The organism is Bariatricus sp. SGI.161, assembly GCF_050313695.1.
Taxonomy (GTDB): domain Bacteria; phylum Bacillota; class Clostridia; order Lachnospirales; family Lachnospiraceae; genus JAFBIX01.
Window position 1 is genome coordinate 1 of sequence record NZ_JBNPLX010000022.1, and the last position, 12111, is coordinate 12111.

Genomic DNA, 12111 nt, shown 5'->3' on the forward strand with positions numbered 1-12111 from the left:
ATTGTTTTGTTGTCTCATTCGCGACAGCCATATCAATATATCATATGTTTTCTCGCTTGTCAACAACTTTTTTAATTTATTTTTCGTCGTTCTTTCATTGCGAATCATCGCTCAACCGACAGCTTATTTAGATTACCATACTTGTCGACAAATGTCAACAAGTATTTTAATCTTTTTTACTAACGCTTCTTTTCCAGCAATCTCTCAGATGTCTCTCGCGTCAGCTTTGTTAGGATAACACATAGAATCAGGAATTGTCAATATTATTTTTATTTTTTATTTTATTTATACAATTCGTACAATTTGTTCGAGATATTCTCTACTTTTCTCACCACAATTACTCTTTACTAATTATGTCAAAAGATTCATTGCCTGATTCACGGATTTAATTCCAATTACTTCTATTCCAGCCACATTTCCGATATTCTTTACAGAAACCTCTGGAACAATACATGTTTTAAATCCAAGTTTTTTTGCTTCTGCCACTCTCTGTTCTGGCATAGTTACTGCCCGGACTTCTCCACTTAAACCCACTTCACCAAATACAATTGCATCTTCAGGTACAGGTTTATTTTTATAACTAGACGCAATTGCCATCACGATCCCTAAGTCTACCGCCGGTTCATTCATCCTCATGCCCCCAGCAATATTTACATATGCATCATAATTTGATAAGGGAAGTCCCACTCTCTTTTCCAGTACTGCCATCAATAGGTTCACTCTATTATAATCAAGTCCCGCCGCTGTCCTTCTCGGCATTCCAAAATTACTCCTGCATACAAGCGCCTGAATTTCCAAAAGCATTGGTCTTGTTCCTTCCATTGCACAGGCAACGACTGATCCAGATGCATTTTCGGGCTTTCCACTTAGCATGAATTCTGATGGATTCTCCACTTCTGCCAGACCGCTTTTTTGCATCTCAAACACACCTATTTCGTTCGTTGATCCAAAACGATTCTTAACTCCTCGCAAGATGCGATACGAAACATGCCTGTCTCCCTCAAAATAAAGCACTGTGTCCACCATATGCTCCAGCACACGTGGTCCAGCCACTGTTCCTTCTTTTGTTACATGTCCGACAATAAATATAGAAATATTCAATCCTTTTGCCAACTGCATGAATATATTCGTAGATTCTCTTACCTGCGACACACTTCCTGGTGCGGATCCTACTTCTTCATTATACATCGTCTGGATAGAATCTATTACGACCATATCTGGCTTCTGCTGTTCAATAACATTTTTTATGATATCCAGGCTCGTTTCGCACAAAAGATATAAAGTCTCTGAAAATGTCCCCATTCGATTTGCTCTCAATTTGATCTGCTTCAGGGACTCTTCTCCTGATATATATAATATTTTTTTATCCATTGCGGACAGTCTTTGACACACCTGAAGAAGCAGAGTTGATTTCCCGATTCCCGGATCGCCTCCTACTAATACCAAAGATCCCGGTACAATTCCTCCTCCCAGAACACGATCCAGTTCATCAATTCCTGTTTTCATCCTTTCATCTTCATCTGTAGTGATACTTGTCAAAGTAACTACTTTCGTCTCTTTACGTTCTTTTACTGCCACCTGCTTTATTGAAGTCACTTTTTCTTCTACGAATGTATTCCACTCCTTACATGCAGGGCATTGCCCCAGCCATTTACTCTCTTCATGTCCACAATTCTGACAGAAATAAATACTTTTCTTTGCTTTTGCCATATCTCTCTCCTGATGTTTTAATGATATTTTTTATATTTTGTCAGCTAACAACATCTCTCTTTATTCAGAAAAAGGGCTGCAATCAGCAGCCCTTTTATGGTACTATCATTATTTTTTTACTACTTTTACTTCAACAGATTTATCAGGCTCTAATTCAGCACTTACACTCAACTTACCACTTAAATTAGTTCTCATATCTCCCACATTTACATCATCCATGTATACAACGTATTCGCTATCCGCCTCTAATTCCAAAGTAAATTGTGCGTCTTTGGTTCCTGACACTTTAAACGACACAATATCTTCACTTGCCTTAAAGTTCTCAACAGATGTTCCCGGTACAGATTCGTATACAAACATACCGTTTTTCTCTAACTTTGTAATCTCAGCAAATGTCTTTACCTTATATAAGTCCCCCTGAAATTCGAATCCATCCAGTTTTGTTTTGCTGCCTAATGTATAATCTCCAAAACTAAGTGTTCCATCTGCTTCGGCTTTCAAAAGTTCTTTCACTGCTGCCATTTGTTTCTCCTCCTAAGGTTCTTCTTTTGTAACCCTTATTATATATCAAAAATATTTTAATTTGTAGTCTTAGGAACAAATTTTATTTCTTTTTTAGACATTCCAACTATCACTTCGGAACCCCGTTTAATTTCCCCACTAAGAATAGCTTCTGCCAATTTATCTTCTAGTTGATTTTGAACAGCTCTCCGTAACGGACGCGCCCCATATTTTTGATCAGTTCCCGTTTCTACAATATGCTTTTTCACAGAATCTCTGATAATAAGCTGAATTCCCAGTTGTTCTTTGGCTCGAGATATCAATTCTCTACACATTAATCCCACGATCTTTTTCATCTGATCTTTATTCAGCGGATGGAATACAAGAATCTCATCAATACGGTTCAAAAATTCTGGTCGGAAGATTAATTTTATTTCATTCATTACATTATTCTTCATCCTCTTGTAATCTCCAGCCTCATCTTCTTTCACATTAAAGCCCAGTTTTTTCGGATCAATAATTGCCTGTGCTCCCGCATTTGATGTCATAATGATCACTGTATTGCGAAAATCTACTTTTCTTCCCTGAGAATCTGTAATATGACCATCATCGAGAACCTGCAAAAGAATATTAAATACATCCGGATGCGCTTTTTCAATCTCATCAAACAGAATCACTGAATATGGATGCCGTCTAACCTGTTCGCTAAGCTGGCCGCCATCATCATGTCCCACGTATCCCGGCGGAGAACCAATCATTTTTGCAACGCTGTGCTTTTCCATGTATTCCGACATGTCAACTCGTATCATGGATTCTTCATTTCCAAAAAGTGCTTCTGACAACGCTTTAGACAATTCTGTCTTGCCTACACCCGTTGGTCCCAGGAACAGGAATGAACCGATTGGACGTGTCGGATCTTTAAGTCCCACTCTTCCCCTTTTGATTGATTTTGCTACCGCAGTAACGGCTTCATCCTGGCCGATCACTCGTTTATGAAGTGTCTGTTCCAGCTTATTCAGTCTTACGCTTTCAGATTCCGCAAGTCTTTGTACAGGTATCTTTGTCCATTGTGACACAACATCTGCAATATCATTTTCTGTCACTATAACCTTTTTCCCGGCGTTCCTTTTTTCAAAACGTTTTTTCATCTGCTCCAGCCTCTGCATTATCTCTTCCTGCTCTTTATGAAGCAAAGAAGCCTCCTGCATATTTCCATTGCGAATTGCTTCTTCCAACTCATTTGACAATTCACACACAGACTCTTCCAAACGATATATATTTTCAGGAACTTTAAATCCTCGCAGGCTGACTTTTGAGCAAGCTTCATCCAAGACATCTATCGCTTTATCCGGAAGAAACCTGTCATTAATATATCGACTCGACAATCTAACAACTGCACATAATGCTTCTTCTTCTATCATCACATGATGATGCTCTTCATATTTTGCACATAGACCTTTTAAAATATCCAGGCAGTGTTCTTCTGTTGGCTCTTCTACAGTTATTGGTTGAAACCGCCTCTCTAAAGCCGCATCTTTTTCAATATATTTACGATATTCGGCTATCGTGGTCGCACCAATCAATTGCAACTCCCCGCGTGCCAGTGAAGGTTTTAATATATTGGATGCATCCATCGCACCTTCTGCCCCTCCTGCACCGATAATCGTATGCACTTCATCAAGGAACAGAATCACATTACCAGCTTCTTTCACTTCCTGGATCAGCCGCTTCATTCTTTCTTCAAATTCTCCACGATACTTTGAGCCTGCTACCATCGCCGCCAGATCCATCATAAGAATTCTCTTATCCTTCATTCCTTCCGGCACAACACCAGATGCAATCCGCGACGCAAGGCCTTCAATTACTGCCGTCTTTCCCACTCCCGGTTCTCCTACCAGGCAAGGATTGTTTTTCGTTCTTCTACTCAACACTTGCATCAGACGACTGATTTCTTCTTCTCTTCCAATTACAGGGTCGAGTTTTCCCTCTTCGGCCCGTACCGTCAAATCGGTCCCAAATCGCTCTAGAACCCCCTCTTTTTTCGATGCGCCCTCTTGCATCATATCTTCCTGATATTCCTTCGGATCCAATCCAAGTACCATCAAGATGTCCTGGTACATCTTTTGTATATTAATATTTAAAGTAAGTAATATACGTGTAGCAACACAATCCGCATCATGCATTAGCGCCAGCAACATATGCTCTGTCCCAATCTTATCCGAACGGGAATGTATTGCTTCTGTCTTACTTTCCTCTAAAATATATTCCAATCTAGGACTAAATTCCGGCTGATATTTTACCGATACGTCTCCCGTCTGAGATACCAGTTCAGCTACAATTTTTAAAATCTTCTCTTCATCCACGCCATTCGTGGCCAAAATCTGTCCCGCAACTCCACTATAAACTTTTCGCAATCCAAGAAGCAGATGTTCCGTTCCAACATAGGGATGGTTTAAATCTTTTGCAGTCTTCTTTGCAATCTGCAAAACACTATTCGCCTGTTCTGTATAATTCATTCTGTCTTTCCCTTTCCATATTCGTCAAATATCTCATCTACCAATGCATGCACTTCTTCCCTCGAAATGTTCTTGCATCTTCCTTTTGCCAATAAAATCCGCATTCGTTCCTTCATTTCGAGAAGCGCTCTTGCTTTATCAACATCAATCGCAATTACTGCGCCTTTTCTCCTGTCAAGCTGAATAAATCCTTCTTGCTTCAGAATTGCATATGCTTTATTCACCGTGTGCATATTAATGCCTACAGTCTCAGCCAGCTGTCTGACCGAAGGAAGACTGTCTCCCTCTTGTATCATATCTGTCGCAATTCCCAAAATAATCTGATTTTGCAGCTGAACGTATATCGCTTCATCACTATTAAAGTCAATCTCTATCAGCATAGTATCACCTTTTTCTAAACCTTGTGTCTTTTGTTATATATATAATATAACATAAGTAAAGGGAGCTTACAACCTAAATTGTAAGCCCCCTTTGCAACTTTGAAGGAATTAAGTTTGGAAATTTTAATATTAATTAGCAAAGTGTCTTGATATCTACATATTCATAGCAATCGAAGCTGTCTGCAACGTTCTTGCAGGTCAGTTTTCCATCATATGTATTGATTGCAGAGTAGATAACTTCGTTATCTTTACAAGCCTGCTCTAAGCCTTTGTTTGCAATCTGCAGACCATAGCTTAATGTAGCATTTGTAAGAGCAATTGTTGATGTTCTTGGAACTGCTCCTGGCATATTTCCTACACAGTAGTGAACAACGCCATCTTCTACGAAGATTGGGTCATCATGATATGTAACCTTTGTTGTCTCGCCACATCCACCCTGGTCAACTGCAACGTCTACGAATACAGCACCTGGTTTCATCTCTTTCAGATATTTCTTCTTAAAGATCTTCGGTGCAGATTTTCCTGGAATCAATACGCAACCGATAACAAGATCAGCCTCTTTTACTGCTTTTTCAATATTAGCATCTGTAGAAACTAATGTCTGAACACGTGCTCCGAAAAGGTCATCCAGATAAGCTAATCTTGGAAGGCTAATATCCATGATTGTTACATTAGCGCCCATTCCAACTGCAATCTTGCAAGCGTTTGTTCCTACATTACCACCACCAAGGATTACGATGTTAGCCTTTGGAGTTCCTGGAACACCTGCAAGAAGAACACCTTCTCCACCAAATCTCTTTTCAAGATATTTAGCACCTTCCTGGATACTGAGACGTCCGGCAATCTGGCTCATTGGTGCAAGAAGTGGAAGGCCTCCATTTCTTGGGTCAAATAATGTCTCATAAGCAACACCTTTTACCTTGCCATTCAAAAGCGCATCTGTCTGCGGTTTGTCAGCTGCAAGATGAAGATACGTATAAAGGATAAGCCCTTCATGGAATAATGGATACTCTTCTGGCAATGGCTCTTTAACCTTAACCATCATCTCAGAAATATCCCATACCTCTTTTGCTGTATCTAATAACTTTGCTCCAGCTGCTGCATATTCTTCATCTGAAAATCCAGAACCAATTCCAGCACCTTTCTCAATATAAACTTCATGACCTGCATTTACATAACTTTTTGCATTATCTGGTGTCATACCTACGCGAAATTCATTGTTCTTAATTTCTTTTACGCATCCTACTTTCATTTCAATCTACCTCCTACTTTTACACTAAGTTAATAGCCTGTCGCTCGTTCCGACATTGACATTTTTTGAACAATATTTTTCACTCCCAATTTTTTGTGAAGAATATTATTCATTTGTCTCTAAAATTATACTAACACATGCATCTATATTATTCAACAAAAGTTATTTTTTTCACAAAACTTTTAATTGTGTTGATAAAATAGCTATTGTATCTACAATTTACTTGCATTATTTTGCGTTTCATGATTAAATTTAACTATACATTATGATATAATATGGAAAATATTCCTTATATCTGCGATTTCCGGAGGAAAATATATGAAAGAATTAAGAGAAATCATCCACAACGCCAATTTAACCAAAACACAGAAAATGATTGCAAAATATGTATTGGATAATTCATCTGATGCATGTTTCATGACTTCCACCGAGATTGCTTTGAAATTAGGAGTAAGTGAATCCTCCGTTATTCGATTCAGCAGGTCTCTCGGATTCACCGGATTCATGGATTTCCAAAAAGCCTTGAGAAAAGATTATCAAGACAAAGTATTTAGCATTTCCAGCAGTATTACTGTACCAGCACAGCGTGTTGCCAAAAGAGCGAAATTAGAAAATAATTCTGATTATCTTAATCGGCATTTAAAAAATGCTGCAAAAAATCTGGAATCTGTATTTGTCAATAATTCCAGTAATGTATTTGAAGAAGCTGCAGATATCATCATCTCCAGTAAGCACAAATACATTGCTGCATCCCGTGGCAATTCTTGTCTGGGTGACTTTTTCTTACTGTATTTAAAACATATGATACCGAATGTAGAGATGACCAATGCGTCTCCAATCAGCCCCATCGATCATATGTGTAATATCAGCAAAGACGATTGCCTGATTGTCTTCTCTTTTCCCAGATATTCATCGGTAGATAAGATTACCGCTGAGATGGCGAAAGAAGTAGGTGCCAGCATTATCGTAATCACTGATAAGCCCAGTTCTTTGCTGGCTCAGTATGCAACAGTTCTTCTTACCGTTCCAGTAGACAGTAACGCTTTCTTTAATTCAATGGTCGGTCCACAATTTGTAGCTGAAGCGTTACTTGAAACTATCAGCCATAAGGTAAAAGGATTTGAAAAACGCCTGAAAAAAATTGACAAATATCTTGAAAAATTGGGAAATTATTGATTTCTCAAAATGACTATTCTCATGCATATACAAAGGAGCAACATGGAAGCATCATATATTCATCAGACATCTGACAGAAAGTTCTCAGATTTATATTTGTGTTATTGTGGATACGACGAATGTGCGTCAGGGCATAGTTTTGGTCCGGCGGTACGTCCGAACTATCTATTACATTATATTCTAAAAGGAAAAGGTCAATACCATATTGGAGAAAAAAGATATCATCTGTCTGCCGGCCAGGGATTCTTGATTTTTCCACAGATACAGACATTTTATCAAGCCGATACCTCCGATCCATGGACTTATATCTGGGTCGGTTTTGACGGAAATAGTGCCAGCCAGTATCTGCAAGACATCGGTCTTACCCGTCAGCATCCAACTTTCCAATGCAGCTATGCAGATGAATTAAAACAGACAGTCCTCCACATGCTGAACAACAATACTTCCGCTGTCATGAATCAGTTTTTATCAGAGAGCTTAATCTATTCTTTTTTTTCCATCCTGTCAAGAGACATTTCCACTGTCATTCCTACACAATTAGAGGAAGGAAATCTATATGTAAGGCGTGCAGTAGAATTTATTCAAGATAACTATTCTCTTCCAATTCATGTAACAGATATTGCTAATTATGTCTGTATTAACCGTAGTTATCTCTATACACTTTTTCGTAAATATCTTGGTGTATCACCACAGGAATATCTTGCCAATTACCGAATCACACATGCAGCAGAACTTCTGAGACTGACAGATCTATCTATTGAGAGTGTGGCCTTTTCTTGTGGTTACACAGATGCCCTCGTTTTTTCTAAAACGTTCAAGACACATATGGGACAAACACCTTCCAGATATCGCAAAGAAAGCCGGCAGACCGCATGACCGGCTTTTTAACATTTTGACTGTTTTGTCTAACATATCTTTCTACTTTTTCCATCACTTTTTTTCTATAATCATCTTATAGCATCGTATTATTAGGAGGTACTAACATGAATATCATCTTTCAAGAGCATTCAAAAACTTTTCATCTGTATAATGACACCATCAGTTATATCATGAGCATATTGCCTACCGGCCATATGGCACAATTATATTTTGGAAAACACATCCATCACAAAGAGGATTTTTCTTATCTTGTAGAATCTGCTCCAAGACCGATGGCATCTTATCTGATAGAAAATGACAAAACAATTTCATTAGAACATATCAAGCAAGAATATGGTGTATACGGAACCACCGACTATCGAGAATCTGCTGTTGAGATTCTTCAGGCTAACGGAAGCCGCATCTCAGACTTCCAATATTCTGGTCATATGATTACTTCCGGCAAACCAAAGCTTACTGGACTTCCGGCAACTTATACAGAAGATGATTCCGAGGCAATGACACTCACACTTCAGTTAAAAGATATTGTCACAGGAATGGAACTGGAATTATTATATACAATATTCTGCAAAGGTGGTATCATCGCACGCAGCGCGAGATTTACAAATCATGGTTCTGAAAGCATACATCTGACCAAAGCTATGAGTCTTTGCATGGATTTGCCAGATTATAATTATGATTTTCTTCACTTTTCAGGTGCATGGGCCAGAGAACGTCATCTGAAAACAAGGAAACTAGAACAGGGCATTCAATCTGTCGGAAGCCTTCGAGGTCATTCTTCCCATGAACATAATCCATTTATCATACTGAAGCGTCCAACTGCCGATGAATTCCAAGGCGAAGCAATTGGATTCAGTCTAATATACAGCGGCAATTTTCTCGCTCAAGTGGAAGTAGATACTCACGCTTCATCCAGAGTTTTGCTTGGAATCCATCCCGACACTTTTGACTGGAAATTAGAATCTGGTGAAAGTTTCCAGACCCCAGAAGCCGTAATGGTCTACTCAGACAAGGGACTGAATCATATGAGTCAGACTTTCCAGAAATTATATCAAAAGCGACTGGCACGTGGAGTCTGGCGAGATAAAGCCCGTCCGATTCTAATTAACAATTGGGAAGCAACATATTTTGATTTTAACGAAGATAAGATTCTCGAGATTGCCCACAAAGCCAAAGAAAGCGGTGTGGAACTCTTCGTCTTGGATGACGGCTGGTTTGGCGGCCGCAGAAACGAACATGCCGGACTTGGTGACTGGATTCCAAATCCAGATCTCCTCCCACATGGAATTGCGGGACTTTCTCAAAAAATCGAAGAATTGGGCATGAAATTCGGCCTTTGGTTTGAGCCTGAAATGATTAACAAGGATTCTGACCTTTACCGGGCACATCCAGACTGGATGCTCCAGACGCCACAGAGAAATGCATCTCACGGTCGTTATCAGTTTGTTTTGGACTTCTCCCGTAAAGAAGTCGTAGATCATATCTATCAGATGATGGCTAAGATTTTGGACGAATCCCATATTTCTTACATAAAGTGGGATATGAACCGCAGCATTACGGAATGTTATTCAGCAATACTTCCCGCCGATAGACAGGGCGAAGTATTCCACCGCTATATTCTGGGTGTTTATGACTTATATGAGAGACTTACTTCACAATTCCCGGAGGTGCTTTTTGAATCCTGTGCAAGTGGAGGTGCTCGTTTTGATCCTGGAATGTTATATTATGCGCCACAGTGTTGGACTAGCGATGATACTGATGCAATTGAACGTCTGAAGATTCAATATGGGACTTCCTACTGTTATCCGATCAGCAGCATGGGAAGTCATGTATCTGTAACACCGAACCATCAACTTGCACGCACAACACCTCTTCACACACGTGCAAACGTTGCCTACTTTGGAACTTTTGGATATGAATTAGACTTAAACAAACTGACGAAAGAAGAACAAAGCGAGGTTAAAGAACAGATTATATTCATGAAAAAATACCGCCAACTCATTCAGTTTGGTACATTTTACCGCTTAAGCAGTCCATTTGAAAGTAATATAACTATGTGGATGGTTGTAAGTGGCGATAAGACAGAGGCCATCGTCGGCTGGTACAAAGTACTGAATACTGTAAATGATTCTTACACACGCATCCAGCTTAAGGGATTGGACCCAGATCTATGTTATGAAAATACAATAACCGGAAAAATGTATTATGGTGATGAGTTGATGAATCTTGGTTTGATTACTACCGATGTGTCTGCGGGGGAAGCATATGGAGATCTGGAACCAGGCGGAGATTTTGATTCCAGATTATATATCTTCAAAGCAAAATAATTTACAATTATCGTTAGATTCTTTGTAAAAAGGGGCTGTCGGTTAATGACAGCCCCTTGCACTATCGTCCATTATAATAATAAATAATAATTACTACCTATGCCTCATCGATTGCTTTGCCAATGTCATGTCTCATGTATTTATTATCGAACTGTACCCATTCTGTCGCTGCATATGCATTGGCCCTTGCCTCTTTCAGATCTTTTCCTTTCGCAGTTACTCCAAGCACACGTCCGCCATTCGTTACGATCTGATCTCCATCGAATTTGGTTCCCGCATGGAAACAGTAATAACCTTCATGCTTCTTGAATTCATCCAAACCGCTGATTGGAAGGCCTTTATCGTATTTTACCGGATACCCTTCACTTGCAAGTACTACGCAGACTGCAGCATTGTCTTCAAACTGCAGATCAATCTGATCAAGAGTTCCGTCTATACAAGCTTCTACAACATCAATGATATCATTCTTCATTCTCGGAAGAACAACCTGCGCTTCCGGATCTCCAAATCTTGCATTATATTCCAATACCTTTGGTCCATCTTCTGTCAGCATCAGTCCAAAGAAGATTACTCCCTTGAAAGGTCTTCCTTCTGCTTTCATCGCATCTACCGTTGCCTGATAGATATATTTATTACAGAAATCTTCTACTTCTTTTGTATAGAATGGACTTGGAGAGAATGTTCCCATACCACCAGTATTTAATCCTGTGTCACCATCTCCGGCACGTTTATGATCCTGTGCGGAAGTCATAGTCTTAATAGTATTGCCGTCAACAAAAGACAGGACAGATACTTCCCGTCCGGTCATAAATTCCTCAATAACCATCTCATTACCGGCTGTGCCGAATTTTTTATCCAGCATAATGGTCTTAACGCCATCTTTTGCCCCTTCCAGATCGTTACAGATCAGCACGCCTTTACCAAGGGCCAATCCATCTGCTTTCAGTACAATCGGGAATTTTGCAGTTTCAAGGTAAGCAAGTGCCTTATCCGGATCAGTAAAATTCTCATATGCTGCAGTTGGAATATTGTACTTTTTCATCAGATCCTTGGAAAATGCCTTTGAGCCTTCCAGAATCGCTGCATTCTTTCTTGGTCCAAATGCACGGATGCCTACCGCTTCCAGTTCATCCACCAGTCCGCCTACCAATGGATCATCCATGCCGACAATTACCAGATCGACTTCTTTTTCCTTTGCAAATGCAACGATCTTGTCAAATTCCATCGCACCGATCGGTGCACACTCTGCATATTCTGCAATTCCGGCATTTCCAGGTGTACAGTAGATCTTATCTGCCTTTGTACTCTTTGCCACACAGTATGCGATTGCATGCTCTCTTCCGCCGCTTCCTACGATTAATACTTTCATC

Annotated in this window: 9 protein-coding genes; 3 read left to right on the forward strand and 6 right to left on the reverse strand. The window is 39.6% G+C overall.

Features of this window, described 5'->3' with window-relative positions; genetic code table 11:
- Positions 1 to 351 precede the first annotated feature (351 nt).
- The 5 genes from radA to ald form a co-directional block, all read right to left on the reverse strand.
- Positions 352 to 1710 (reverse strand): DNA repair protein RadA, encoded by a 1359-nt coding sequence (gene radA, locus ACQRBH_RS12570; RefSeq protein ID WP_427761949.1) that lies wholly within the window; start codon positions 1708 to 1710, stop codon positions 352 to 354.
- A 108-nt stretch (positions 1711 to 1818) separates the two neighbouring features.
- Entirely contained in the window at positions 1819 to 2232 is a 414-nt protein-coding gene (locus ACQRBH_RS12575) for an endosialidase (protein WP_235234233.1), read from the reverse strand.
- A gap of 56 nt (positions 2233 to 2288) precedes the next feature.
- On the reverse strand, positions 2289 to 4727 hold the full coding sequence (locus ACQRBH_RS12580; RefSeq protein ID WP_427761950.1) for an ATP-dependent Clp protease ATP-binding subunit: 2439 nt from the start codon (positions 4725 to 4727) through the stop codon (positions 2289 to 2291).
- A complete protein-coding gene (locus tag ACQRBH_RS12585) occupies positions 4724 to 5107 on the reverse strand; it encodes a GntR family transcriptional regulator (RefSeq protein ID WP_235234230.1) in 384 nt (127 codons plus the stop codon). Before ACQRBH_RS12585 ends, ACQRBH_RS12580 begins: the two co-directional genes overlap by 4 nt.
- Positions 5108 to 5240: 133 nt before the next feature.
- Complete coding sequence (gene ald / locus ACQRBH_RS12590) at positions 5241 to 6359, reverse strand: alanine dehydrogenase (protein ID WP_235234228.1); 1119 nt, start codon at positions 6357 to 6359, stop codon at positions 5241 to 5243.
- Between the two features lie 318 nt (positions 6360 to 6677).
- On the opposite strand from ald, the gene ACQRBH_RS12595 reads away from it, so the two are divergent.
- The 3 genes from ACQRBH_RS12595 to ACQRBH_RS12605 all read left to right on the forward strand — a co-directional run bounded on the left by ACQRBH_RS12595 (position 6678) and on the right by ACQRBH_RS12605 (position 10741).
- Positions 6678 to 7535, forward strand: a complete 858-nt coding sequence (locus ACQRBH_RS12595; protein ID WP_427744809.1) for a MurR/RpiR family transcriptional regulator — start codon at positions 6678 to 6680, stop codon at positions 7533 to 7535.
- Positions 7536 to 7577: 42 nt separating this feature from the next.
- The gene (locus ACQRBH_RS12600; protein WP_427744810.1) at positions 7578 to 8411 is read left to right on the forward strand and encodes an AraC family ligand binding domain-containing protein; all 834 of its coding nucleotides are present in this window, start codon (positions 7578 to 7580) and stop codon (positions 8409 to 8411) included.
- Positions 8412 to 8518: 107 nt separating this feature from the next.
- Complete coding sequence (locus ACQRBH_RS12605; protein ID WP_427744812.1) at positions 8519 to 10741, forward strand: alpha-galactosidase; 2223 nt, start codon at positions 8519 to 8521, stop codon at positions 10739 to 10741.
- 97 nt (positions 10742 to 10838) lie between these two features.
- Here the strand turns inward: ACQRBH_RS12605 and purD are convergent, their stop codons facing one another.
- Positions 10839 to 12110: a phosphoribosylamine--glycine ligase gene (gene purD / locus ACQRBH_RS12610; RefSeq protein ID WP_427761951.1), complete on the reverse strand. Its 1272-nt coding sequence runs from the start codon at positions 12108 to 12110 to the stop codon at positions 10839 to 10841.
- Between the last annotated feature and the right edge of the window lies 1 nt (position 12111).

Excerpts from the sequence above, each read along its gene's own strand:
- radA (WP_427761949.1), bottom strand. The coding sequence starts at position 1,710 with ATGGCAAAAGCAAAGAAAAGTATTTATTTCTGTCAGAATTGTGGACAT.
- ACQRBH_RS12575 (WP_235234233.1), bottom strand. The coding sequence starts at position 2,232 with ATGGCAGCAGTGAAAGAACTTTTGAAAGCCGAAGCAGATGGAACACTT.
- ACQRBH_RS12580 (WP_427761950.1), bottom strand. The coding sequence starts at position 4,727 with ATGAATTATACAGAACAGGCGAATAGTGTTTTGCAGATTGCAAAGAAG.
- ACQRBH_RS12585 (WP_235234230.1), bottom strand. The coding sequence starts at position 5,107 with ATGCTGATAGAGATTGACTTTAATAGTGATGAAGCGATATACGTTCAG.
- ald (WP_235234228.1), bottom strand. The coding sequence starts at position 6,359 with ATGAAAGTAGGATGCGTAAAAGAAATTAAGAACAATGAATTTCGCGTA.
- ACQRBH_RS12595 (WP_427744809.1), top strand. The coding sequence starts at position 6,678 with ATGAAAGAATTAAGAGAAATCATCCACAACGCCAATTTAACCAAAACA.
- ACQRBH_RS12600 (WP_427744810.1), top strand. The coding sequence starts at position 7,578 with ATGGAAGCATCATATATTCATCAGACATCTGACAGAAAGTTCTCAGAT.
- ACQRBH_RS12605 (WP_427744812.1), top strand. The coding sequence starts at position 8,519 with ATGAATATCATCTTTCAAGAGCATTCAAAAACTTTTCATCTGTATAAT.
- purD (WP_427761951.1), bottom strand. The coding sequence starts at position 12,110 with ATGAAAGTATTAATCGTAGGAAGCGGCGGAAGAGAGCATGCAATCGCA.